Genomic DNA, 23,723 nt, shown 5'->3' with positions numbered 1-23,723 from the left:
GGCTATGGACGGCAACGCTCCCGACCCCAAGTACTGGGAAAAGATGCGCCTGGTGGCCGAGGTCTTAAAGGCGGTAGAAGGCCCCATCTACATTGCCACCCACGTGGACCCCGATGGGGATGCCATCGGTAGCTCCTTGGGGCTATACCGGGCCCTCAAGGCCCTGGGGAAGGAGGCCCACTGGGTGGCCGAACCCCCCAGGTTCCTCCGCTTTCTGCCCAAGGAGGAGGAGTACTCGGACCCTCTGGAGAGGCTTCCCGTGGGGGCCACCTTGGTGGCCTTGGACAGCGCCGAGCCCAGCCGGGTGGTGGGGGTGCCGGTGGAGGGGTTCGTCATCAACATTGACCACCACGGGACCAATCCCCGCTTTGGCCACATTGCGGTGGTGGACCCCTCCAAGGCGGCCACCGCCCAGATGGTGAAGGACCTCATCGACCTGTTGGGGGTGGAGTGGACGGCGGAGATCGCCACCCCCGTGCTCACCGGTATCCTCACCGACACCGGCAACTTCCGCTTCGCCAACACCACCCCCGAGGTCCTGCGGGTGGCGGCGGAGTTGGTGGGGTACGGGGTGAAACTGGCCGAGCTCACCGATAGGCTCCAATTCCGCCCGCCCTCCTACTTCCGCCTCATGGGTCAGGTGCTCTCCACCGTGGCCTTCCACTTTGGCGGGCTTCTCGTCACCGCCCATCTTCCTGAGGACGCCAAGCGGGAGGAGGAGGACTCCGACGACTTCGTGGGCCTCATCCGCTACGTGGAGGGAAGTGTGGTTTCCGTCTTTCTGCGCAAGCGAGGGGAAGGGGTGAAGGTGTCCATCCGCTCCCGGGGTGGGGTTTCCGCCCAAAACATCGCCGTAAGGCTTGGGGGCGGGGGGCATGTGCCCGCCGCTGGGGCCACCCTCGAGGAGGTGGACCTGGACCGGGCCTACGAGATGGTCCTGGAGGCGGTGGCGGAGGAGCTCCGGCGGGCGGGGTACCTTTAGGGCCTAGGGGGGCGCCACACGAGGGAGGGGGTCCCTAGGCCTTCGGGGGCCACCTCCTCTCCCGGTTCCACCAGGCGCTTCAGACGGTAAAGGCCTCCCCGGGGCTCCCGGTAGACTTCCAGTAGGCTGGTTTCCCCGTCCACCAGCCAGCTTTCCCGGATGCCTTCTTGGGCGTAAAGGGCCAGCTTCCTTCCGTCTGAGTCCCTGGTGGTATACGCCACCTCTACCACCAGGAGGATGTCCTTTGGCTCGGGGAAGGACTGGATGTAGAAGTCCTCGCGGGGCTTTAGGAGGGCGATGTCCGGTTGAGGAACCGAGTAGGGGTTGAGGAGGATGGGGTTCTGCACCGAGACGATGGCCCGGTCCCCGTAGAGCCTTTCCAAAGCCTTGGCCAGGTAGGATACCAGCCCCGCATGTCCGCTGCCGATGGGGGCCATTTCGTAAACCTCCCCGTCTAGGAGCTCAAGCCGCACCCCTTCCGGCGCCTCCCTGAGGAGGGCTTCAAACTCCTCCCTGCGGATCCGGTGGCGCACCATGTTACCCCAGTTTACCAGGAGCTAGGCCCCGTACTTAAGGAGCCTCCCCGCATGGGCGAGAAGAAGGGGCATGAGCTCCACGCCCCGTAAGTGCCCCAGGCTTCCCTTGGAAGCCTCGTTTTCCGTGAAGCGTTGGGCGGCGTCCTGGCGTAGGTAAGGGGCCTTGAGGAGGAGGGGCACCGGGTGCCAGGAATGGGCCTTGAGGAGGGCGGGGGTGGAGTGGTCCCCGGTGATGGCCAGGACGTCTGGCCCTAGGGCTAGGATTTCTGGAAGGAGGGCGTCAAAGCGTTCGATCTCCGCCACCTTGCCCAAGAAGTCCCCATCCTCCCCCTTGGCGTCGGTTTTCTTGAAGTGGAGGTAGAAGAAGTCGTACCGCTCCCAGTTTTCCTTAAGGGCTTTAAGCTTCCCCTCGTGGGCGTCCCCTTCCCCCTCCACGGGCAGGACCTCCATGCCCACCAGGCTGGCCAGGCCCTTGTACATGGGGTAGCTGGCGATGGCCGCCGCCCTCAGGCCAAAGACCTCCGCCAGGCTGGGGAAGGAGGGCCTTCTGGAGGCCCCTCGGAAAAGGGCCCCGTTGATCCTGGGCTCGTCCTTGAGCACCTCCCGGATGCGCTCCGAAAGGAGGTTCACCATGCGGGCGGTTTTCCTCGAGGCCTCATCCAAGGCCTCCGCCTTAAGGGGGGGAAGCCCCGCCTTCTGGGGGTCGGTGTCCGTGACCCCATCCCCTAGGCCTTCCCCCCTCAGGACCACCAGAAACCGGTGCTCACTCTCCGTATAGAAGCGAACCTCCACATCCTCCACCCGAGGGATGGCCTCTTGGAGCTTGGCCACTACCCGCCGGTTTTCCTCGGTGCTGGGACGGCCTGCCCGGCGGTCCAGGACCTGGCCTTCGGGGCTTAGGGTGGCGAAGTTGCCCCTTAGGGCCACATCCCCATCCCGGAAGTCCACGCCAAGCCCCAGGGCGCTTAAGGCCCCCCGGCCCACCAGGTAGCGGAAAGGGTCATAGCCGAAAAGGGCCAAATGCCCGGGGCCGGAGCCGGGGGTAAGCCCAGGGTAGACGGGGGTGAGGAGGCCTAGGGCGCTTGCCTCCGCCAGGCGATCCAGGTTGGGGGTCTTGGCGGCCTCCAGTTCCGTGGGCCCTCCGGGCTCCAGGGGAAGCCCCCCCACTCCGTCCAGGACCACCAGGAGGATTTTGGCCTTGCCCTCTTGCCGAAGCTCTTGGAAGACGGAAAAGAGGTCCATGGGGCCATTTTAACGGCCAAGGAAAAACCCCCGGGAAACCGGGGGTTTTCCCGCTTGTTCGCCTTAGCGCGTGGCCTGATCGGCATTCACCAGGCCGTGGCCAAAGAGTTGCCGGCTCCCTATGTCCTCTGCGGTGGCCTTCAGGTGGGCCCGCACCTGGCCAGGGGTCCAGTCCTTGTGGAGGGCCTTCACCAAACCGGCCACCGCGGCCACATGGGGGCTGGCCATAGAGGTACCGGCATACCAGGCGTAGGCGGGAAGGTTTTCGTTGACGATGATGGTGGAAAGGATCAGGTGGTAACGCCAGCCAGGGGGGCGCTGGTGGCTGGGCCGGAAGCACCAGCTTTGGCCATTCTCGTCCAGGCCGCAGTCGCCCCCGGGGGCGGAAAGGTCCACGGCGGCCCCGTAGTTGGAGTAGAAGGCCAGGATGTCCTGGCCGGGCACGGCGTTTAGGGTCTCGTTGGTGGGGTAGGGGTACCGCCAAAGGGGGGTGGCGGTACCGGTGGCGGAGACGGAAACCACCGTGGGGAGGTCAGAGGGGATGTGAACGATGTAGCCATTGGCGTTTTCGGCGCTATTCCCCGCTGAGGCCACGATCACCGTGCCCATGCGGTTAGCGTACTTCATCACCCGGTCCCAGGCCACCATGGCCGCCACGTCGTCCTTGTTGCGGGTATCCAGGGTGCCGCCCAGGCTCATGTTGATGACGTCGTAGCCCTTCTGGGCGGCGTCAATGATGGCCGCAAAGATGGGGCCGTCAAAGGCACCGACATCGTCGTACTCTTGGCCGCCCTCGGTGAAGTGGATGCGGTCAAAGACCTTGTAGGTGGCAAGCCTGAGCCCGGGGGCCACCCCCACCACCCGGCCTCCACCAAAGGCGGCGGCCACGGTGCCAGATACGTGGGTGCCATGGGCTTCGTAGAGGACCGTGGGGGCAGGGGTGCAAAGGTTATCGGGGTCAAAGTGGTCAAAGTCAATCCAGAGGGTGTACTTGGGGTAGCTGGGGACCTGATTGGGACCTCCGGTTTCGTAGCAGTAGTTGGTGGCTACGAAATCCGTGATCTGGCCCACCAGGTCCGGGTGGTTGTCCATGACCCCGGTGTCCAGCACCGCCACCGTGGCCCGGGCCTGGACCTCGAGGGGCACCCTCCGCCACACCTCAGGGGCGCCGATCCGCCTGATGTCCCACTGGTACTTGTAGAGGTTGTCGGCTGCCGTGGGTGCGCCATAGGTTTCCTCCTGGAAGAGGAGGCGCTCCGTCTTGGGCAAGGAGTAGTACCGCTCGGGCCCCACCGCCAAGACCTGGGGGTTCCGGGCCAGGCGATTTACCGCGGCCCGGTCCGCCACCACCGTGAGGGCCCCGATGGGCTCCAGGACCTTGACCACCCGGGCGCCAGCGCTTTGGGCCAGGGCCTGGGCGTTGGGGGGTAGGGTTTCGCTCTTGAAAACCACCAGGTACCGCTCCTTAGGTGCCACTCCTTGAACGGAAAGGCCAGAACCCATGGGCCCTTGCTGGGTGCAGGAGAAAAGCCCTAGGGCCAAGAGAGCCAAAAATACAAAGCTAACCATCTTGCGCATGGGCCACCTCCGGTCTTGCCCCCGCATTCTATTCCCCTAGCCGAGATCGGGCAAGTAAGATGAACGGGTATGGCGAAGGAGAAGGGCCTAACCCCGCAAAGCCAAGATTTCAGCGAGTGGTACCTCGAGGTCATCCAAAAAGCGGAGCTGGCCGACTACGGGCCGGTGCGGGGCACCATCGTGGTGCGTCCCTATGGCTACGCCCTTTGGGAAAACATCCAGGGGGCCTTGGACCGCATGTTTAAGGAAACCGGCCACCAAAACGCCTACTTCCCCCTCTTCATCCCCATGAGCTTCCTGCAAAAGGAGGCCGAGCACGTGGAAGGGTTTTCCCCCGAGCTCGCGGTGGTCACCCATGCGGGCGGCGAGGAGCTGGAGGAGCCTTTGGCGGTGCGCCCCACCTCGGAGACCGTGATCGGCTACATGTGGTCCAAGTGGATCAAAAGCTACCGGGACCTTCCCCAGCTTCTCAACCAGTGGGGGAACGTGGTCCGCTGGGAGCTTCGCACCCGGCCGTTCCTGCGCACCAGCGAGTTCTTGTGGCAGGAGGGGCACACCGCCCACGCCACAAGGGAGGAGGCCGAGGAGGAGGTGCGCAGAATGCTTTCCATCTACGCCAAGCTGGCCCGGGAGTACGCGGCCATCCCCGTGGTGGAGGGGATGAAGACGGAGAAGGAGAAGTTTGCCGGGGCGGTCTATACCACCACCATCGAGGCCCTGATGCGGGATGGCAAGGCCCTGCAGTCGGGCACCAGCCACTACCTGGGGGAGAACTTCGCCCGGGCCTTTGACATCAAGTTCCAGGACAAGGACCTCCAGGTGAAGTACGTGCACACCACCAGCTGGGGGCTTTCTTGGCGCTTCATCGGGGCCATCATCATGACCCATGGGGACGACCAAGGGCTCATCCTGCCCCCCCGCCTGGCCCCCATCCAGGTGGCGATCGTGCCCATCTACCGGGAGGAAAGCCGGGATAGGGTCCTGGAGGCGGCTTTTGATCTGAAACGGCGCCTTCTTGCGGCAGGGCTTCGCGTGCACCTGGACGACCGGGACCAGTACACCCCGGGGTACAAGTTCCACGAATGGGAGCTTAAGGGGGTGCCCTTCCGCATCGAGCTTGGGCCCAAGGACCTCGAGGCGGGCGAGGCTGTGTTGGCTAGCCGCCTGGGGGGGAAGGAGCGGCTTGCTTTAGAAGCCCTTCCCGCCTTGCTCCCCGGGAGGCTGGATGCCTTCCACCAGGCCCTTTACCAGCGGGCCCTGGAATTCCGGGAGGCCCGCACCCGCAAGGTGGACACCTACGAGGAGTTCAAGGAGGCGGTGCAGGAAGGCTTCGCCTTGGCCTTCCACTGCGGGGACCGGGCCTGCGAGAAGGCCATCCAGGAGGAGACCACCGCCACCACCCGTTGCGTGCCCTTTGAGGCCGAGCCGGAACAGGGGGTTTGTGTGCGCTGTGGGCGGGAAAGCGCCTACGGCAAGCGGGTGTTCTTCGCTAAGGCCTATTAACCCTGGAGAGATCCCGTGGGTTGCCCTAAGGAAGGGCTAAAGGCGAAGCAAGCGCGGGCCTTGGCCATCTTGGAGGCCCTAAAGGAGGCTTACCCTGGAGCCAAAACGGAGCTAAAGCACAATAGCCCTTTTCAGCTCCTTGTGGCTACGGTGCTTTCCGCCCAGGCCACGGACAAAAGCGTAAACGAGGCCACCCCGGCCCTCTTTGCCCGCTTTCCCAACGCCCAGGCCTTAGCCCAGGCTTCGCCGGAAGAGGTGGAGCCCTATATAAAGCGCATCGGCCTTTACCGCACCAAGGCCAAGAACCTGGTGGCCTTAGCCAGAAGGCTGGTGGAGGCGCATAGGGGGGAGGTACCCAGGGAAAAAGAGGCCTTGATGGCGCTACCGGGGGTGGGCTGGAAGACGGCCACCGTGGTGCTGGGGGCGGCTTTTGGCGTGCCGGGCATTGCCGTGGACACCCACGTGGCCCGCTTGGCGAGAAGGCTATGCCTCTCCCAGGCCAAAAGCCCCGAGGGGATTGGCAAGGACCTCGAGGCCCTGTTTCCCAAGGAGGACTGGGTATTCGTCCACCACGCCCTGGTGCTCCACGGGCGGTACGTGTGCCTGGCCCGGAAGCCTCGCTGTGGGGACTGCCCCTTGGCGGTCTATTGCCCCAGCCGGCAGGAAGGGTAGTTGGGGGCTGTAGCCCGGGTTTGCCCCTCTGGGGAGAGGTCTGTAATGAAGAAAGTACTGAGTACAGCAGAGTACCGGCTTGTTCTCGCCAGCTTCCTGTGGTCCTTCGGGGCCAATCTGGTCTATTTCTTTCTCAACTTCCACCTCGAGGTCCTGGGCTATAGCCGCCAGGCCATCGGGTTTGCCCAAGCCCTTTTGCTCCTGGTGGGGGTGGTTTTCGCCCTGCCCCTGGCCTACCTCATCCCCCGTCTGGGCTACCGCAAAAGCCTGCTCTTGGCCTTGGCCTTAGCGATGGGGAGCGGGCTGTTTTTGGGGCTTGGCCTTGGGGTATTCCCCTCCTTGGCGGGGTATGGCTTGGCCGGGGCCTTGGTGCAGGGGGCGGGGGCTCCCCTTATGGCCCGGTTGGTGCCGGCGAGGAGGTGGGTTTCCCTTTTCAGCCTACAAGCGGCCTTGACCACGGCCTCGGGGTTTTTCTCCACCCTCCTTGCCGGGTTCCTTTCCGAATGGGTGGGGGCCCGGTGGGTGCTGCTCTTCGCCCTGCCCTTTTTCCTCCTGGCCCTGCCCTTTCTCCTTGGGCTTGCCGAGGGCCAGGGGACACCCCCAAGGCTTTCGGGGCGGTTTGGCCTTTGGCTTCGCCTTTTTGTACCCCAGGCGGTCATCGGTTTTGGGGCCGGGCTGGTGATCCCCTTCTTGAACCTATATATGCGGGAAAAGTTCGGCCTTAGCTACGGCACCACGGGCTTCATCTTTGCTCTCTCCGCCCTGGCCACGGGAGGGGCCATGCTCCTTCAGCCCCTTTTGGTGAGCCGCATGGGGAAGCTGGGGGCCATCGTGGCCGTCCAGGCCCTATCCCTACCCTTTTTGGCCATTTTGGCCTGGGTCCCTTGGCTTCCCTTGGTCACCTTTGCCCTCCTCATCCGCGGGGCCCTTATGAATGCTGCTGGGCCGGTCTATGCCGCCTTGGTGATGGATTACCTGGAGGAGGGGGAACGCCCCGGTTTCTTCCTGGTAGAAGCGGCCCTTTGGAGCTTGCTCTTTTCCCTGGGGAGCGCCCTTTCCGGTGCGCTGCAGGAGGCGTTGGGCCTTGGGGCCTTCAACTACCTCTTCGCCACCACCCTGGGCCTGTACGCCCTGGGGATTGCCCTTTGGCCCTGGGCCCTGGGGGGGCTTCGGAGGGCGTATGAGGAACGCACTTCCTGAAGCGGGGCGGTCTGCCCTAGACTGGGCCTATGCGCACGGGCATTAGCGTGGAGGAAGCCTTAACGTTGGTTTTGAGGGAGGCCCAAGGGGAGCTTTCCGTGGAAGAGGTTCCCCTAAGGGAGGCGTATGGCCGGGTTTTGGCGCAGGACTTGGCCTCCTTGGTGAACCACCCTGACCAGGACGATACCGCCGTGGACGGCTATGCCTGCCGGCAAGAGGATACCCTGGGGGCGAGCCCAGAGAACCCGGTGCGCCTTCGGGTTATCGGGGAATCCCCGGCGGGAAGGCCCTTTGCCGGAAGGGTTGGCCAAGGGGAGGCGGTGGCCGTTTACACCGGAGCCCCCATTCCCGAGGGGGCGGATGCCGTCATCCGGGTGGAGGATACCCGTAGGGGGGGGGAATATGTCCTCCTCTTGGCTCCCGCGAGCCCTAAGGACATCCGCCCCCAGGGGGATGACCTGAAAAAGGGGGAGGTGTACCTGCGGCGGGGGGACCTCCTCACCCCGGGGAGGCTGGGCCTGGCGGCGGCCATGGGGTATCCGCGCCTTAAGGTCTTCCGGCGTCCTCGGGTGGGGATTCTCTCCACGGGGGATGAGGTGGTGGAGCCGGGAGAACCCCTGCCCTTTGGCGGGGTGTACAACTCCAACGCCTATGGCCTTCTCGGCCTGGTGCAAGAAGCTGGGGGCGAGCCGGTGCTTTTGGGCAAGGTGGAGGACCAGCCCGATAAGGTTTTGCAAAGGCTGGAGGCGGCAGGGCCTTTGGACCTCCTCCTCACCTCCGGGGGGGTGTCCATGGGGGAGTACGATGTGGTGCGCCAGGTTTTGGAGAAGGCGGGGGAGGTGGTGTTCTGGAAGGTGCAACAACAACCGGGAAAGCCTCTCCTCCTGGCCCGCCTGCGGGGCATCCCTGTCTTGGGGCTTCCGGGAAACCCGGTTTCCAGCATGGTCTCTTTTTTCCTCTACGGCAGGCCCTTCCTCTTCCAGCTCCAGCGCCGCACCGACCCTCCCTACCGCTCCTTGAGGGCCAAGGCCCTCACCCCCTTTAAGGGGGCCCAGGATAGGAAGGCCTTCCGCCGTGGGGTACTTTCTTTTGAGGGGGAGCTGGTGGTGCGCAGCACGGGGAACCAGTCCAGCGGGGTCTTGCGCTCCATGGCCGTGGGCAATGCCTTGGTTGCCCTTTCCCCAGGCCAGGATGCCCAGGGGGGGGAGATGGTGGAGGTCATTCCCTTGACTTTTGTGCTCTAGTTCACTAAACTTAGAGGGTTTTACGGGCTTTACCCCTCCTTTTCGGGCGCGGGTGGGGCCCGGGAAGTGAGAGAGAATGGAGTTCAAAGATTTTCCCCTGAAGGACGAGATCAAGGAAGCCCTTTTGCGCCGGGGTATCACTGCCCCTACCCCCATCCAGGCGGCGGCGTTGCCCTTGGCCCTCGAGGGCAAGGACCTCATCGGCCAGGCCCGCACGGGCACCGGCAAGACCCTGGCCTTCGCCCTGCCCATTGCCCAGGCCCTGGAGGCCTCCAAGGAACGGGGTCGCACTCCCCGGGCCTTGGTGCTCACGCCCACCCGGGAGCTGGCCTTGCAGGTGGCCTCGGAGCTTTCGGCGGTGGCCCCCCACCTCAAGGTGGTCACCGTGTACGGGGGCACCGGCTACGGCAAACAGAAGGAGGAGCTGGGCCGGGGGGCCGATGTGGTGGTGGCCACCCCTGGGCGGGCCCTGGACTACTTGAGGCAAGGGGTTTTGGACCTTTCCCAGGTGCGGATCGCCGTTTTGGACGAGGCGGACGAGATGCTTTCCATGGGGTTTGAGGAGGAGGTGGAGGCCATCCTCTCGGCCACGCCCCAGGAGCGCCAGACCCTCCTTTTCTCCGCCACCCTGCCCTCTTGGGCCAGGAAGCTGGCGGAGCGGTACATGAAAAGCCCTGTGGTCATCAATGTGGTGCGGGAGGAGGGGGTCACCTACCAGGAGGAGGCTATCCCCGCTCCTGGGGATCGGCTTGCCCTCGTTTCCGACATCCTTTTTGTAAAAGCCCCCAAGCGGGCCATCGTCTTCACCCGCACCAAGGCGGAAACCGAGGAGGTGGCCACGGGGCTCCTCCGCCTGGGCCATGCCGCCCGGGCCATCCACGGGGACCTTTCCCAAAGCGACCGGGAGAGGGTCATGAAGGCCTTCCGGGAAGGGGAGGTGAAGGTACTGCTGGCCACGGATGTGGCGGCCAGGGGCCTGGATATCCCCGAGGTGGACCTGGTGGTGCACTACCGCCTTCCCGACAAGCCGGAAACCTACCAGCACCGCTCGGGGCGTACGGGGCGGGCGGGGCGGGGGGGTGAGGTGGTGATCCTCTACGGGCCTCGGGAGAAAAGAGAGCTTTCCGAGCTGGAAAGGGCGGTGGGCCGCACCTTCAAGCGGGTGAATCCCCCCACCCCCGAGGAGGTCCTCGAGGCCAAATGGCACCACCTCCTGGCCCGTCTGGCCCGGGTGCCGGAACGGGACTACAAGCTGTACCAGGACTTCGCCAGCCGTCTTTTTGCCGAGGGGCGGGTGGAGGTGGTGGCGGCCCTCATGGCCCTTCTTCTAGGTGGGGCACCCAAGGAGAAGAGCCTTCTCACGGGCGAGGAGGGCTGGCTGACCTTTAAGGCCACGGGGCCCAGGCTCAGCCTGCCCCGGCTGGTGGCCCTCCTGAAGGAGGCGGGCCTCGAGGTGGGGAAGATCGCCCAGGGTGAGGAGGGCTTCTATGTGGACCTCCGCCCCCAGGACCTGCCTAGGCTTTCGGAGGTTCAGGGTGTAAAACTGGAGCGGGCCAAGCGGGTGGAGGTGTCGCCCGAAGCCCATGTGGGTGTCTCTGCCCGTGGGGGATCGCCTCGAGGTCGCCGTAGCGGCCGCCTCTAGCCTTCACCCGGCAAGAAGGAACCCGCCCCCCTTAGGGGGGCGGGCCTTTCTTGGTGCGCCCGGAGGGATTCGAACCCCCGGCCTAGGGCTTAGGAAGCCCCCGCTCTATCCTGCTGAGCTACGGGCGCCCACACCTAGAGGATTCTAGCAGCCTTCTTGGGCCAAGGCAAGCGGCGTGCCTGCTGGGCGCCTGAAGGCGGGGATGGCCCGGCGGCTTTATAGCTATCCCCCAGTGCAACGGGTAGAACGATAACAGTAAGCTTATAGAAGCGGGTCCTGGCTCCGCTTGTGCCCTCCTTCACGGAGGCGTACCCTGGAGGCAACATGACCGAGACCAAGGACCTTACCAGCCTTTCGGTGAACGCCATCCGGTTTTTGGCCATAGACGCCGTGGAGAAGGCCAAAAGCGGCCACCCCGGTATGCCCATGGCCATGGCTCCCCTGGCCTACCTCCTCTACCGCGAGGTCATGCGCCATAACCCCTTGGACCCCTCCTGGCCCAACCGGGACCGCTTTGTGCTTTCCGCTGGGCACGGGTCCATGCTCCTGTATGCCGTTTTGCACCTCACGGGCTATGACCTTTCCCTGGATGAGATCAAGCGCTTCCGCCAGTGGGGCTCTAAGACCCCGGGCCACCCCGAGTACGGCCACACCCCCGGGGTAGAGGTGACCACGGGGCCCTTGGGCCAGGGCATATCCACCGCTGTGGGCATGGCCTTGGCGGAGAGGAAACTGGCCGCGGAGTTCAACCGTCCCGGGCACGAGGTGGTGGACCATTACACCTATGTCTTGGCCTCGGATGGGGACCTGATGGAGGGGATCTCCGGCGAGGCCAGCTCCTTGGCAGGGACCTGGAAGCTATCCAAGCTCATAGTTTTCTGGGACGACAACCATATCTCCATTGACGGCTCCACGGACCTGGCTTTCACCGAGGATGTGCTAGCCCGCTACCGGGCCTACGGCTGGCACACCCAAAGGGTGGAGGATGCCAACGACCTCGAGGCCCTCCGCCAGGCCATCCGTTTGGCCCAGCTGGACGAAAGGCCTTCCCTTATCGCTGTCCGCAGCCATATTGGATACGGTTCCCCCAAGCAGGACTCCCACAAGGCCCACGGCGAGCCCTTGGGCCCGGAGGCGGTGGAGGCTACCCGGAGGAATCTGGGCTGGCCCTATCCGCCCTTTGAGGTGCCCGAGGAAGTCTACCGGCACATGGACATGCGGGAGAGGGGAAGGGCATGGCAGGAAGCCTGGGAACAGCGCATGGAGGCCTATGCCCAGGCTTACCCCGACCTTTACCAGGAGCTTGTGCGCCGCCTTAAGGGCGAGCTCCCTTCCCTTCCCCAAGAGCCCCCAGCCTTTGACAAGCCCGTGGCCACCCGGGCGGCCAGCGGCAAAGCCCTGGATGCCATCGCTCCCCACATGCCCGAGCTCCTTGGCGGCAGCGCCGACCTTACCCCCTCCAATAACACCCAAGCCCAGGGCATGGCGGATTTCTCCCCGCAAAATCCCACCGGGCGCTACATCCACTACGGGGTGCGGGAGCACGGCATGGGGGCCATCCTCAACGGCCTTAACCTTCATGGGGGCTATAGGGCGTATGGGGGCACTTTCCTAGTTTTCTCCGACTACATGCGCCCGGCTATCCGCTTGGCGGCCCTCATGGGCACCCCCACGGTCTTCGTTTTCACCCACGACACCATCGCCCTGGGCGAGGACGGCCCCACCCACCAGCCGGTGGAACACCTGATGAGCCTCCGGGCCATGCCCAACCTCTGGGTGATCCGCCCCGCCGATGCCTACGAGACCTTCTACGCCTGGCAGGTGGCCTTAAGGCGTAAGGAGGGTCCTACGGCCTTAATCCTCACCCGGCAGGCGGTGCCCCTCCTTTCCCCGGAAAAGGCCAAGGGGGCCCTCAGGGGTGGGTACGTCCTCGAGGATGTGGAGAACCCCGAAGGGGTGATCGTGGCCACGGGAAGCGAGGTGCACCTGGCGTTAAAGGCCAAGGCCCTGTTGGCGGAAAAGGGCCGTCGGGTGCGGGTGGTGAGTTTGCCTTCCTTTGAACTCTTTGCCGCCCAGCCGGAAGCGTACCGGCAAAGCGTTCTGCCCCCGGGCCTGCCCACGGTGGCGGTGGAGGCTGGGGTTAGCCTGGGTTGGGAGCGGTACGCGCAAAAGGTGGTGGGCCTGGACCGCTTTGGGGCCAGCGCCCCCTACCCCGAGGTCTACGAGAAGCTGGGCTTTACCCCGGAGAGGGTGGCAGGGGCGTTGGAAGAACTCCTATGAGGTTTTGGGTTGACCCCCTGCCTCGCCCTGGTGCCTATGAGGGTACGGCCATCGTGGTGGACGTGATCCGGGCCACCACCACCGCGGCCCTTTACCTAAGGGCGGGGGCCAAGGCCTTGGTCCTGGCCCCGGGCATAGAGGCCGCCCGGACCCTGCGCCAGGAGGGGGAGGTTCTGGCCGGGGAGGTGGGGGGGCTTCCCCCAGAGGGGTTTGACCTGGGCAACTCCCCCCGGGAAGTGGACGGGGTGGCGGGCAAAACGGTGGTCATGGCCACCACCAACGGCACCCGGGCGGCCCATGCCGCCATTGGGGCCAGGCATATCCTTCTGGGTTCCTTGCAAAATGCCCAGGCGGTGGCGGAGGTGGCGGCAGGCTCAGGTGGGGAAGTGGCCATCGTCTGTGCGGGCAAGGAGGGCAACATGGCCCTGGATGACCTTTACACGGCTGGGGTCATCGGAAGGCGGTTGCAGGCCCTGGGATGTACTCCTCTGGGAGAAATGGCCCATCTGGCCCTCTTTCTGGCGGAGAACCGGCCTTTGCCGGTGCTCACGGCCAGCGAGGCGGCCAAGGCCTTGGTGGCGGTGGGGCTTGGGGAGGATGTGGCCGAGTGCGCCCGGGTGGACGCCCATAGGGTGGTCCCCCGCTTCCTGGGGATGCGGGGGGAAGGCATGGTGTTTGGGCTATAGGAGGAGGAATGCTGGCCACCTTGCGGGAGGTTCTACCGGAAAAGGGCCGGGCGGTGGGGGCCTTTGACGTGGTGGGCCTGGAGTGGGCCGAGGCCATCCTGGAAGGAGCGGAAACCCTGGGGCTTCCCGTGGTCCTAAGCGTGGCCCCGCATCTCGGGGGGCCGCCCTTGGAGGCCTTAGCCCCAGGGCTTGTCCATCTGGCCGATGGGGCCAAGGTGCCCGTGGCCCTGCACCTGGACCATGGGGAGAGCCTTAAGGAGGTGGTGCGGGCTCTAAAGCTGGGCTTCACCAGCGTGATGTTGGACGGAAGCCACCTGCCCCTCGAGGGGAACATCCGCCTGACCCGCCTGGCGGTGGAGGTGGCCCGGGCCTATGGGGCCACGGTGGAGGGCGAGGTGGGGGCGGTACCGGGAAGCTACCATGGGGAGGCCTCCCACGAGCCCATAGCCTACACCGATCCCTTGGAGGCCCAGCGCTACCTGGAGGAAACCGGGGTGGATGCCCTGGCGGTTTCCATCGGCACCCGCCACGGCCTCCACAAAGGGCCGGTGCGCCTCAACCTGCCCCTTTTGGAGGAGCTGAGCCGCCTTCCCGTTCCCCTGGTCCTGCATGGGGCCTCGGGCCTAAGCCCCGAGGATTACCGGGCCTTGGTGGACCGGGGGATCCGCAAGATCAACCTGTATGCCGACCTGGCCCTCGAGGCGGCCCGGACGCTTAGAGGGGTGGAGGCCGAGGATTATCTGGGCCTCATGGCGGCCATGAAGGAGGGCCTAAAGGATTTGGCCATGGCCCGGATGCGCCTATGGTGGGGAAGCTGAAGGCCCTTCTTTGGGACCTGGACGGCACCCTGGCGGAAACCGAGGAGCTCCACCGGGAGGCCTTCAACCGGGCCTTTGCCCACTTTGGCCTTCCCCTTTACTGGGACCAGGAGACCTACGCCCGCCTCCTTTGGACCACGGGAGGCAAGGAGCGCCTTAAGCGGGCCTTGGAGGAAACCCCTAAAGCGCCCAACCTCACCTGGGAGGAGATCGCCGAGGTCCACCGGTACAAGACGAACCTTTACCTGAAGCTTTTGCGGGAGGAAGGGGTTACGCTTCGGCCGGGGGTGCGGCGGGTCCTGGCCGAGGCCCGGGAAGCGGGGGTAGACCTGGTCCTTTGCACCACCACCAGCCCGGAAAACGCCGAGGCCTTCTTGGAGGGCGCGGGGCTTAGGGGGTGGTTTTCTTTGGTCCTGGCGGGGGATGTGGTGCCAGGGAAAAAACCGGATCCCAGCATCTACCTCTTGGCCCAGGAGCGCTTGGGCCTAAAACCCCAGGAGGGGTTGGTGGTGGAGGATTCCCGCAATGGCCTCCTGAGTGCCCTGGGGGCGGGTTTTCCTGTCCTTATTACCCCAAGCCTCTACACCCTGGACCAGGACTACCGGGAGGCCAGCGCCCTTCTTCCCCACCTGGGGGAGCCGGGGAACCCAGCCCCTGTGCTCCAAGGTCCAAGGGCCGGGGAAAAGGTGGTGGTGGATCTGGGGTATCTTCAGGAGGTAAGAGGATGGTGGAACACCTGATCGTGTTCAACGCCGAGGCCAGCCCAGAGGATGTGCGCCGCATGGTGAAGCAGGCGCGGGAGGTTCTGCTTCAGATTCCTGGGGTCTGCGGCCTGCGCTATGGGGAGGCCCTTTCCCCGGAGGCCCGCTACCGCTACTGGCTTTCCATCCTCTTTGAGGGGCCGGAGGTGGTGGAGTTCTACCGGGACCATCCCCTGCACGTGGAGTTCGCCAACCGGGTCTTCCGCCCCATGGCCAAAGACCGCATCACCACCGACTATCTTGTGCTGACGGAGGTACCATGCGGCACCTAACCCACCGGGAAGCGGAGAGCAGGGCCCTTAAGATTTTGGTGGACGGGCTGGGAGAGGGTTTGGTTGTGGAAGGCGAGGGCGGGTACTATGCCCTCTACTACTTCTACGGCTGGTACGGGCGCAAGGCCCCTGACCCCGAGGAAACCCCCGACTGGGTGGAAGGACCTAGGCCTTCCCCAGAGGGGTTTCGCGACCCCTACGACCAAGCCCGTTGGCTGGAGGATAATGGTTACACCCTCTTCATCAACGAGTCCAAGTAGGAGGTGGGTATGGACTACTCCGAGATGCCCTACCAGGAGGCCAGGAAGCAAGCGGTGAAGGTGCTGGAGGACGGCTACGGGGATGCGGTGGTCCTCAAGGACGCCCACGGGTACTGGGCCCTCTACTACCTCTATGGCTTCCAGGCCCCGCCCCCGGAGGCCCCTCCCCACTGGATGGAAGGACCTTTCCCTTCCGAGGAGGGGATCCGTTCCCCGTACGAGATGCAGAAGTTTTTGGAGGAGCAAGGGGATTTCACCTACCTAAACGATGTAGACTAAAACGGTGAAGCGGGACGCTTACCAGATTCTCCAGACAACGGAAACGGTCATCTACCTTTTCGCCGGCTTTCTCATCGCCGGAGGGGCGGCGGTCCTCCTTCTTTCCACCCTGGTGGAGGGGGTGCACCACCTGATGGCGGGGGATTACGGGGAGGTGGCCCTCGGCCTCTTGGACCGGGTGCTTTTGGCCTTGATGCTGGCGGAGATCCTCTACACCCTCCTTCGTTTTGCCAGGGAAGGGAGCCTCGAGGCCACCCCCTTTCTGGTCATCGGCCTTATCGCTGCCATCCGCCGCATCCTGGTCCTCACGGCAGAGGCAGTGGAGAAGTTTGACCTGGCGGATCCCGCCTTCATGGCGGTCTTGGCGGAGCTTGGCCTCCTTTCCCTTATGGTGGTGGCCCTCGCCCTGGCCATGCGCCTTACTACGAACGCAGCAGGGCGATGAGGGCCTGGGCTGCGGGGTTGGCCACGCTCTTGGGGTGCACCAGCCAGAAGTAGCGGCGGATCTCCCCCACGGGCTCGGATAGCCTTAAGGCGCGCAGGTTCCCCACCTTCAGGTTGGGCTGGACCACCACCCGGCTTACGATCCCCACCCCAGCCCCCGCCAGCACCAGGCGCTTGGTAACCTCGTTGTTGTCCGTGTAGAAGGTGGGGTTCAGCTCCAGGCCCACCTGCTCAAAGGCCCTTTCTAGGGCCCGCCAGGTCATGGAGCCGGGCTTGCGCACGATGAGGGTTTCCTCCCTGAGCCACTCCGGGGGTATGGTCTCCCGCCCCGCCCAAGGGTGCTCGGGAGGCACGATGAGGACCAGTTCGTCCTCATAGAAAAGGTGGCGTTCGTAGCCCTCCCAGTGCTCCACCCCTTCCAGGATGGCGAACTCCACCTCGCCCATGCGCAGGCGTTCCGCCAGGCGTTCGGAGGAGCCGCTTTCCACGTGGACCCGTACCCCCGGGTGGGCCTCATGGAAGTTCTTGAGAAAAAGGGGAAGCACATAGGTGGCCATGGTGGTGGCCGCTCCTAAGGTGACCTCCCCCAGCTCCAGCCGGCCCATGGCCTGGGAGACCCGCTGGAACTCCTCCAGGGCTTGGACCACCCGCCTGGCCTCGGGCAGAAGGGCTTCCCCTACCCGGGAAAGCACCAGATGCCGTCCCTGGCGCTCAAAGAGGGGGTGGCCTACCTGCTCCTCCAAGGCCCGCAGGTACTGGCTCACCGCGGGCTGGGTGATGCCCAGGGCCAAGGCGGCCCGGCCCACGCCTCCTTCCTCCACCACCGTGACAAAAACCCGTAATGCGGCGGGGTTGGGCAGTTTAGCGTTTTTAGATATGAGCATGGACTTATGCTATAGCCGGAAACATATGATTGCAATAATAAAACCCCCCCTTTAAGGTAAGCGCATGGCTATGCCCACGCGCAACCTGGGCCTGGACCTGATGCGGGCCACGGAGGCCGCCGCCTTGGCCTCCGCCCGCTATGTGGGCCGGGGCGATAAGGAAGGAGGGGACCGGGCGGCGGTGGAGGCCATGCGCCTTCTGCTGAACAGCCTGGACTTCCGCGGCCGGGTGGTGATCGGGGAAGGGGAGAAGGACCAGGCCCCCATGCTTTATAACGGCGAGGTGCTGGGCCAGGGGGAAGGCCCCCTTTGGGACCTGGCGGTGGACCCGGTGGAGGGCACCAGGCTTTTGGCCCTGGGCCGGCCGGGGGCCATCAGCGTGATCGCTGCGGCTCCCGAGGGTACCCTTTTCAACCCCGGGCCTGCCTTTTACGCCGCCAAGCTGGTGGTGGGTCCCGAGGCCAAGGGGGCCATTGACCTGAAGGCCTCGGTGGCCGACAACCTCAAGGAGATCGCCCGCGCCTTGAAGAAGGAGGTGCGGGAGCTCACGGTGTTTGTCCTGGATAAACCCCGTCATGCCAGGCTCATTGAGGAGATCCGCCTAGCAGGGGCCCGCATCAGCCTCCAGACCGATGGGGATGTGGGCGGGGCCTTGGCCGCCGTTTTACCCGACACCGGCATTGACGTCCTCATGGGCACCGGGGGCACTCCGGAAGGGGTGATCGCCGCGGTGGCGGTGCGGGCCCTGGGGGGAGGGATGCAGATGCGCCTGGACCCCCAAAGCGAGGAGGAGCGCTGGAACGTGGTGCATGCCGGCTACGACCTGGACCGGGTGTACACCTTGGACGAGCTCTGTTCGGCCGAGGATACCCACTTTGCCGCCACCGGCATCACCGACGGTCCCTTCCTGAGGGGGGTGCGCTACGGGGAGAGCCGGGCCTGGACGGAGAGCCTGGTGATCCGCGGGGCCACCCGCACCCTGAGGAAGGTGGAGGCTTGGCACCAGCTTGAGAAGCTTCGGGGCATCAGCCCCGTGGCCTACTAGAACAGGAGGGAAGCATGACGGATAAAAAGGCCATCTACAAGAAGGGCGGGGTGGTGGAGTACAAGCAGATGGGCTACTGGCAGCCCGACTACGAGCCCAAGGATACGGACACCATTGCCCTTTTCCGCGTGACCCCGCAGCCGGGGATTGAGCCCGAGGAAGCGGCGGCAGCGGTGGCTGGGGAGTCTTCTACCGCCACCTGGACGGTGGTCTGGACCGACCGCCTCACCAGCCTGGACCGCTATCAGGCCAAGGCCTTCCGGGTGGAGCCGGTGCCGGGGAACCCCGAGCAGTTCTTCGCCTGGATCGCCTACGACCTGGCCCTCTTTGAGGAAGGCTCCATCGCCAACATGACCTCCTCCATCATCGGGAACGTCTTCGGCTTCAAGGCCCTTAAGGCCCTGCGCCTCGAGGACCTCCGCATCCCCGTGGCCTACCTCAAGACCTTCAAGGGCCCGCCCCATGGGATCCCTGTGGAACGCGACATGCTGAACAAGTATGGCCGCCCCCTCCTTGGGGCCACGGTGAAGCCTAAGCTGGGCCTTTCCGGCAAGAACTATGGCCGGGTGGTCTACGAGGCCTTGGCGGGGGGCCTGGACTTCACCAAGGACGACGAGAACACCAACTCCCAGCCCTTCCAGCGCTGGCGGGACCGGTTCCTTTACGCCCAGGAGGCGGTGATGAAGGCGGAACAGGTCACGGGCGAGCGCAAGGGCCACTACATGAACGTGACCGCCGCCACCATGGAGGATGTCTACGAGCGCCTGGAGTTTGCCAAGGAGATCGGCGCCATCGTGGTCATGGTGGACCTCACCATGGGCTACACCGCCTTGCAGTCCGTTTCCAACTGGTGCCACAAAAACGGCATGCTCCTGCACATGCACCGGGCCAGCCACTCCACCTTCACCCGCCAGAAGAACCACGGGGTGAATTTCCGCGTGGTGGCCAAGTGGCTCCGCATGCTGGGGGTGGACCACCTCCACGCGGGCACCGCCGTGGGCAAGCTGGAGGGGGACCCCAACCTGGTGCGGGGCTACTACGACATCCTCAGGGAACAGTACGTAAAGGCGGACCCCGTGAAGGGCATCTACTTTGACCAGGACTGGGGCTATCTAGCGCCGGTCATGCCCGTGGCCTCCGGTGGGATTCACGCCGGCCAGATGCACCTTCTCCTCTCCCTTTTCGGGGACGATGTGGTCTTGCAGTTCGGCGGTGGCACCTTCGGCCACCCCATGGGCATCCAGGCGGGGGCTACCGCCAACCGGGTGGCCCTGGAGGCCATGGTGAAGGCCCGCAACGAGGGCCGGGACATCCTGGCGGAAGGCCCCGAGATCCTGAAGAAGGCGGCCCAGTCTTCCCCGGCTTTGGCAGCGGCTTTGGAGACCTGGGGCAGCGTCACCTTTGACTTCGCCTCCACCGACACCCCGGATGTGGTGCCTACCCCTAGCAGCTAAGGAAAGGAGTTGAGAACGATGCGGATCACCCAAGGTACCTTCTCCTACCTGCCCGACCTTACCGACGAGGAAATCCGGGCCCAGATTGAGTACATCATCAAAAACGGCTGGGCGGTTTCCATTGAGTACGCCGATGACCCTAGCCCCTACAACGTTTACTGGAACATGTGGGGCCTGCCCATGTTTGATCTGGAGGATGCGGCGGCGGCCATGTACGAGTTCCAGAAGTGCCGCGAGGCCTTCCCCAACCACTACATCAAGATCAACGGCTACGACCCTTCTCCCATGTGGCAGGCGCAAAGGGTTTCCTTCATCGCTCATCGGCCCAAGAAGGAGCCCGGCTTCCGCCTGCACCGGCAGCTTTGGAGCGATGGCCGCAGGCTCAAGTACACCCTCGAGGCCTACGCCACCATGAGGCCAGAGGGCGAGCGTTACACGGAGTAGCACCCTTAGCCCCAAGGGGTCCTGGTTCACCCGGGGCCCCTTGGAAAAACCTAAAGGAGGCCCATGCTGGATTCCCAAGGCCCAAACCTGGCGGTGGTAAAAAACCCCGAGATCGAGGCGGTGCTGGAAACCCTGGATCGGGAGCTGGTGGGCCTTCGGCCTGTCAAGCAGCGGATCCGGGAAATCGCCGCCTATCTCTCCGTGGACAAGCTCCGCCGGGAGCTGGGGCTTACCGCTGACCGCCCCACCCTGCACATGGCCTTCGTGGGTCCTCCGGGCACGGGGAAGACCACCGTAGCCATGCGCATGGCCACCATCCTGCACAAGCTGGGCTACATCCGCCGCGACCACCTGGTGGTGGCCAGCCGCGACGACCTGGTGGGTCAGTACATCGGCCACACTGCCCCCAAGACCAAGGAGGTCCTGAAGCGGGCCATGGGGGGGGTGCTCTTCATTGACGAGGCCTACAGCCTCTACCGGGCGGAAAATGAGCGGGACTACGGCCAGGAAACCATCGAGATCCTCCTCCAGGTCATGGAGAACCAGCGGGAGGACCTGGTGGTGATCCTGGCCGGCTACAAGGACCGCATGGAGGAGTTCTTCGCCCTGAACCCGGGGATGCGCTCCCGCATCGCCCACCACATTGAGTTTCCCCCCTATAGCGCCGAGGAGCTCTTCCAGATCGGCAAGCTCATGCTGGAAAAGCAGGGCTACCGCTTCACCGAAGAGGCGGAAAGGGCCTTCCTGGAGTATTTGGAAAGGCGCATGCGGCTTCCCAACTTCGCCTATGCCCGAAGCGTGCGCAATGCCCTGGACCGCTTCAAGCTTAGGCAGGCCTACCGGCTTTACCAGAAGGCGGGGCCGGTGACCGCAGAGGACCTCATGACCATCACCGCCGACGACATCTACGCCAGCTCGGTTTTTAGGGAGGAGGAAAAGGAGGAGGAAGATGCCCCATAGGCCTTTCATGTTAGGCATTGCCGGTGACTCGGGGGCGGGGAAGACCACCATCTCCGCAGGGATCGCCCGGCTTCTTGGCGAGGAGCGGACCACCAACATCTGCGTGGACGACTACCACAAGTACGACCGCAAGCAGCGCAAGGAGCTGGGCATCACCCCCTTGAACCCCGAGTGCAACTACATGGACATCATGGAGCAGCACGTTAGGCTGCTTTCCGAAGGAGAACCCATCCTGAAGCCCGTCTACAACCATTCCACGGGCACCTTTGACCCCCCGGTCTACATCCCTGCTCCCCGGGCGGTGGAGGACAATGGGCGGCTGGTGCCCCGGGTGGTGATCCTCGAGGGGCTCCTAACCCTCTTTTCCCCCGCCCTCAGAAGCCGTTACCACCTCACCGTCTACCTGGATCCCGAAGAGGAGCTCAGGCGGGAGTGGAAGGTGAAGCGGGATGTGGCCAAGCGGGGCTACACCCCGGAGGAGGTCATCGCCGACATCGAAAGGCGCATGCCCGACTCCCGGGCCTTCATCTGGCCCCAGAAGGAGCACGCCGACATCGTGGTGCGCTTCTACCGCCCCCCTGGCTACAATCCGGAAAACCCCAGCACCCTGAACGTGCGCATCGCCCTAAAGCACACCCTGCCCCGTCTGGACCTTTCCGAGGTGCTCCACTCCGCCTACGAGGACGAGGCCCTGATCCGCCTGGAGACCCGGAAGGAGGCGGACATCCTGGACATCACGGGAAACGTGACCCCCGAGCAGGCCCTGGCCTTTGAGCGCATCATCTGGGACCACCTGGGCCATCACGCGGAGCACTTTGACCCCAGCCTGGTGGGCACCTTCCTGGATAAGACTGGCCAAAGCAACCCCCTGGCCCTGACCCAGCTCATCATCGCCTACTACCTGGTTAAGATGCGGGAGCTGGCCATCGAGCGGGGGCACCTGCGGGTGGCCTAGGGGGAAAGGATGCTGAAGTTTGCGCCCTCCATTCTCACGGCGGACCTGGCGAGGCTCAAGGAACAAATCGAGGAGGCCGAGGCGGCGGGGGTGGACTGGATCCACCTGGACGTGATGGATGGGGTGTTCGTTCCCAACCTTACCTTCGGGCCCCTTCTGGTGGAGGCGGTGCGGCGGGTCACCTCCTTGCCCTTGGATGTGCACCTCATGATCGTGCAGCCCGAAAGGTACCTGGAGGACTTCGCCCGGGCAGGGGCCGATGTCATCACCGTTCACTTTGAGGCCACTCCCCACGCCCACCGGGCGGTGCAGAAGGTGAAGGAGCTGGGGAAAAAGGCGGGGCTTGCCATCAACCCCGCCACCCCCCTCGAGGCGTTCGAGCCCTTGTTGCCCGAGCTGGACCTGGCCCTGCTCATGAGCGTGAACCCGGGGTTTGGGGGGCAAAGGTACATCCCCACCGCCACCGAGAGGCTTCGCCGCCTCAAGGCCATGCGGGACCGGTTGAACCCGGCCTGCTTGTTGGAGGTGGATGGGGGGGTGAACCGGGAAACCGTGGCCGAGGTGTACCGGGCGGGTGCGGACGTGGCCGTGGCGGGAAGCGCCCTTTTCAACAAGCGGCCCGTGGCTGATAACCTAAAGGAGCTAAAGGAGGTGCTGTATGCCCTTGGTGATCGGTAAAGAGGTTCTGGATAAGGCACGGCGGGAGGGCTATGCGGTTCCCAGCTTTAACACCAACAACCTGGAGATCACCCAGGCTATCCTGGAGGTAGCCGATGAACTACGGGCTCCCGTCTTCATTCAGGTTTCCGACGGGGCCCGGAAGTATGCGGGGATGGAGAACCTGGCCAACCTGGTGAAGGATATGGCCAGCCGCACCAAGGTGCCCGTGGTCCTGCACCTGGACCACGGGGCCGACTTCAAGATGGTGATGCAGGCCCTGAGGGCGGGCTTCACCAGCGTGATGATCGATGCCAGCCACCATCCCTTTGAGGAGAACGTGGCCGAGACCAAGAAGGTGGTGGAGGCGGCCCATGCGGTGGGGGTGAGCGTGGAGGCGGAGCTGGGCCGGCTTCAGGGCATTGAGGACAACATCCAGGTCTCCGAGGCCGAGGCCTTCCTCACCGACCCCGAGGAGGCGGAGCGCTTCGTGGCGGAAACGGGGATCGATTACCTGGCCATCGCCATCGGCACCAGCCACGGGGCCTACAAGGGGAAGGGCCGGCCCTACATTGACCACAAGCGCCTGGAGGAGATCAGCAAGCGGGTGCCTATCCCCCTGGTGCTCCACGGGGCCAGCGGGGTACCCACCTGGCTTAAGGAGAGGCTCTTGGCCACGGGGGCCGAGCTGAAGGAGGCTACGGGTATCCACGATGAGGATATCCGTAAGGCCATTCCCAACGGCATCGCCAAGATCAACATCGACACCGACCTGCGCCTGGCCATGACCCTGGGCATCCGGGAAGTGGTGGTGGGCAATCCCAAGGAGTTTGACCCCCGCAAGATCATCGGCAAGGGCCGGGACTACCTGAAGCAGGTGATCCGGGAGAAGTTTGAGCTGATGGGCACGGTGGGCCGGGCATAA

General features: G+C 64.6%; 25 protein-coding genes and 1 tRNA gene. 21 read left to right on the top strand and 5 right to left on the bottom strand.

What is annotated here, in order from left to right:
- Window positions 1-4: 4 nt before the first annotated feature.
- A complete protein-coding gene (locus DK874_RS04275) occupies window positions 5-982 on the top strand; it encodes a DHH family phosphoesterase (RefSeq protein WP_114312797.1) in 978 nt (325 codons plus the stop codon).
- Here the strand turns inward: DK874_RS04275 and DK874_RS04270 are convergent.
- From DK874_RS04270 to DK874_RS04260, 3 genes are all read right to left on the bottom strand, one after another.
- Window positions 979-1,518, bottom strand: a complete 540-nt coding sequence (locus tag DK874_RS04270) for a Uma2 family endonuclease (RefSeq protein ID WP_114312796.1) — start codon at window positions 1,516-1,518, stop codon at window positions 979-981. The two genes, DK874_RS04275 and DK874_RS04270, sit on opposite strands and share 4 nt — an antisense overlap.
- Before the next feature lie 21 nt (window positions 1,519-1,539).
- Window positions 1,540-2,760, bottom strand: coding sequence for a 2,3-bisphosphoglycerate-independent phosphoglycerate mutase (locus DK874_RS04265; RefSeq protein WP_114312795.1), 1,221 nt, complete (start codon window positions 2,758-2,760; stop codon window positions 1,540-1,542).
- 63 nt (window positions 2,761-2,823) lie between these two features.
- Window positions 2,824-4,338 (bottom strand): S8 family serine peptidase, encoded by a 1,515-nt coding sequence (locus DK874_RS04260; protein ID WP_114313004.1) that lies wholly within the window; start codon window positions 4,336-4,338, stop codon window positions 2,824-2,826.
- A gap of 69 nt (window positions 4,339-4,407) precedes the next feature.
- Here DK874_RS04260 and proS point away from each other — a divergent pair, with 69 nt between their 5' ends.
- From proS to DK874_RS04235, 5 genes are all read left to right on the top strand, one after another.
- Window positions 4,408-5,841: a proline--tRNA ligase gene (proS, locus tag DK874_RS04255; RefSeq protein ID WP_114312794.1), complete on the top strand. Its 1,434-nt coding sequence runs from the start codon at window positions 4,408-4,410 to the stop codon at window positions 5,839-5,841.
- Window positions 5,842-5,856: 15 nt separating this feature from the next.
- Window positions 5,857-6,513 (top strand): endonuclease III, encoded by a 657-nt coding sequence (nth, locus tag DK874_RS04250; RefSeq protein WP_114312793.1) that lies wholly within the window; start codon window positions 5,857-5,859, stop codon window positions 6,511-6,513.
- Between the two features lie 45 nt (window positions 6,514-6,558).
- A complete protein-coding gene (locus tag DK874_RS04245; RefSeq protein WP_114312792.1) occupies window positions 6,559-7,713 on the top strand; it encodes an MFS transporter in 1,155 nt (384 codons plus the stop codon).
- A 29-nt stretch (window positions 7,714-7,742) separates the two neighbouring features.
- Window positions 7,743-8,957: a molybdopterin molybdotransferase MoeA gene (locus DK874_RS04240; protein WP_114312791.1), complete on the top strand. Its 1,215-nt coding sequence runs from the start codon at window positions 7,743-7,745 to the stop codon at window positions 8,955-8,957.
- Between the two features lie 76 nt (window positions 8,958-9,033).
- A complete protein-coding gene (locus DK874_RS04235) occupies window positions 9,034-10,599 on the top strand; it encodes a DEAD/DEAH box helicase (RefSeq protein WP_114312790.1) in 1,566 nt (521 codons plus the stop codon).
- A gap of 51 nt (window positions 10,600-10,650) precedes the next feature.
- Here the strand turns inward: DK874_RS04235 and DK874_RS04230 are convergent.
- Window positions 10,651-10,727, bottom strand: a tRNA-Arg gene (locus DK874_RS04230).
- 196 nt (window positions 10,728-10,923) lie between these two features.
- Between DK874_RS04230 and tkt the strand changes: the two genes are divergently transcribed.
- From tkt to DK874_RS04190, 8 genes are read left to right on the top strand one after another with little or no spacing between them, the layout of a single operon-like run.
- On the top strand, window positions 10,924-12,879 hold the full coding sequence (gene tkt / locus DK874_RS04225; RefSeq protein WP_114312789.1) for a transketolase: 1,956 nt from the start codon (window positions 10,924-10,926) through the stop codon (window positions 12,877-12,879).
- Window positions 12,876-13,565 carry a 2-phosphosulfolactate phosphatase gene (locus DK874_RS04220; RefSeq protein WP_114312788.1) on the top strand — a complete coding sequence of 230 codons (690 nt, stop codon included), beginning with the start codon at window positions 12,876-12,878 and terminating at the stop codon, window positions 13,563-13,565. The genes tkt and DK874_RS04220 overlap by 4 nt, the downstream gene beginning before the upstream one ends.
- An 8-nt stretch (window positions 13,566-13,573) precedes the next feature.
- On the top strand, window positions 13,574-14,383 hold the full coding sequence (locus tag DK874_RS04215) for a class II fructose-bisphosphate aldolase (RefSeq protein ID WP_114312787.1): 810 nt from the start codon (window positions 13,574-13,576) through the stop codon (window positions 14,381-14,383).
- Window positions 14,368-15,123, top strand: a complete 756-nt coding sequence (locus DK874_RS04210; protein ID WP_114312786.1) for an HAD-IA family hydrolase — start codon at window positions 14,368-14,370, stop codon at window positions 15,121-15,123. The genes DK874_RS04215 and DK874_RS04210 overlap by 16 nt, the downstream gene beginning before the upstream one ends.
- Window positions 15,108-15,416 (top strand): Dabb family protein, encoded by a 309-nt coding sequence (locus DK874_RS04205; RefSeq protein WP_114312785.1) that lies wholly within the window; start codon window positions 15,108-15,110, stop codon window positions 15,414-15,416. Before DK874_RS04210 ends, DK874_RS04205 begins: the two co-directional genes overlap by 16 nt.
- On the top strand, window positions 15,404-15,676 hold the full coding sequence (locus DK874_RS04200; protein WP_114312784.1) for an annexin VII: 273 nt from the start codon (window positions 15,404-15,406) through the stop codon (window positions 15,674-15,676). Before DK874_RS04205 ends, DK874_RS04200 begins: the two co-directional genes overlap by 13 nt.
- 9 nt (window positions 15,677-15,685) lie before the next feature.
- A complete protein-coding gene (locus DK874_RS04195; RefSeq protein ID WP_114312783.1) occupies window positions 15,686-15,955 on the top strand; it encodes a hypothetical protein in 270 nt (89 codons plus the stop codon).
- A gap of 4 nt (window positions 15,956-15,959) precedes the next feature.
- Window positions 15,960-16,400: a phosphate-starvation-inducible PsiE family protein gene (locus DK874_RS04190; RefSeq protein ID WP_114312782.1), complete on the top strand. Its 441-nt coding sequence runs from the start codon at window positions 15,960-15,962 to the stop codon at window positions 16,398-16,400.
- Here the strand turns inward: DK874_RS04190 and DK874_RS04185 are convergent.
- A complete protein-coding gene (locus DK874_RS04185) occupies window positions 16,378-17,283 on the bottom strand; it encodes a LysR family transcriptional regulator (protein ID WP_114312781.1) in 906 nt (301 codons plus the stop codon). The genes DK874_RS04190 and DK874_RS04185 overlap by 23 nt on opposite strands.
- A 70-nt stretch (window positions 17,284-17,353) precedes the next feature.
- On the opposite strand from DK874_RS04185, the gene glpX reads away from it, so the two are divergent.
- From glpX to fba, 7 genes are all read left to right on the top strand, one after another.
- Window positions 17,354-18,328: a class II fructose-bisphosphatase gene (glpX, locus tag DK874_RS04180; protein ID WP_114312780.1), complete on the top strand. Its 975-nt coding sequence runs from the start codon at window positions 17,354-17,356 to the stop codon at window positions 18,326-18,328.
- Window positions 18,329-18,342: 14 nt separating this feature from the next.
- Window positions 18,343-19,782 (top strand): ribulose-bisphosphate carboxylase large subunit, encoded by a 1,440-nt coding sequence (locus DK874_RS04175; protein WP_114312779.1) that lies wholly within the window; start codon window positions 18,343-18,345, stop codon window positions 19,780-19,782.
- An 18-nt stretch (window positions 19,783-19,800) separates the two neighbouring features.
- Window positions 19,801-20,226 carry a ribulose bisphosphate carboxylase small subunit gene (locus DK874_RS04170; RefSeq protein WP_114312778.1) on the top strand — a complete coding sequence of 142 codons (426 nt, stop codon included), beginning with the start codon at window positions 19,801-19,803 and terminating at the stop codon, window positions 20,224-20,226.
- Window positions 20,227-20,289: 63 nt separating this feature from the next.
- The gene (cbbX, locus tag DK874_RS04165) at window positions 20,290-21,186 is read left to right on the top strand and encodes a CbbX protein (protein ID WP_114312777.1); all 897 of its coding nucleotides are present in this window, start codon (window positions 20,290-20,292) and stop codon (window positions 21,184-21,186) included.
- Window positions 21,176-22,141 carry a phosphoribulokinase gene (locus DK874_RS04160; RefSeq protein ID WP_114312776.1) on the top strand — a complete coding sequence of 322 codons (966 nt, stop codon included), beginning with the start codon at window positions 21,176-21,178 and terminating at the stop codon, window positions 22,139-22,141. Before cbbX ends, DK874_RS04160 begins: the two co-directional genes overlap by 11 nt.
- Before the next feature lie 9 nt (window positions 22,142-22,150).
- Window positions 22,151-22,819 carry a ribulose-phosphate 3-epimerase gene (rpe, locus tag DK874_RS04155; RefSeq protein WP_114312775.1) on the top strand — a complete coding sequence of 223 codons (669 nt, stop codon included), beginning with the start codon at window positions 22,151-22,153 and terminating at the stop codon, window positions 22,817-22,819.
- Entirely contained in the window at window positions 22,800-23,723 is a 924-nt protein-coding gene (gene fba, locus DK874_RS04150; protein WP_114312774.1) for a class II fructose-1,6-bisphosphate aldolase, read from the top strand. The genes rpe and fba overlap by 20 nt, the downstream gene beginning before the upstream one ends.

Origin of the sequence: Thermus caldifontis (assembly GCF_003336745.1) — a bacterium.
In the GTDB taxonomy this organism is placed as follows: domain Bacteria; phylum Deinococcota; class Deinococci; order Deinococcales; family Thermaceae; genus Thermus; species Thermus caldifontis.
This window is presented reverse-complemented; position numbering and strand designations above follow the sequence as displayed.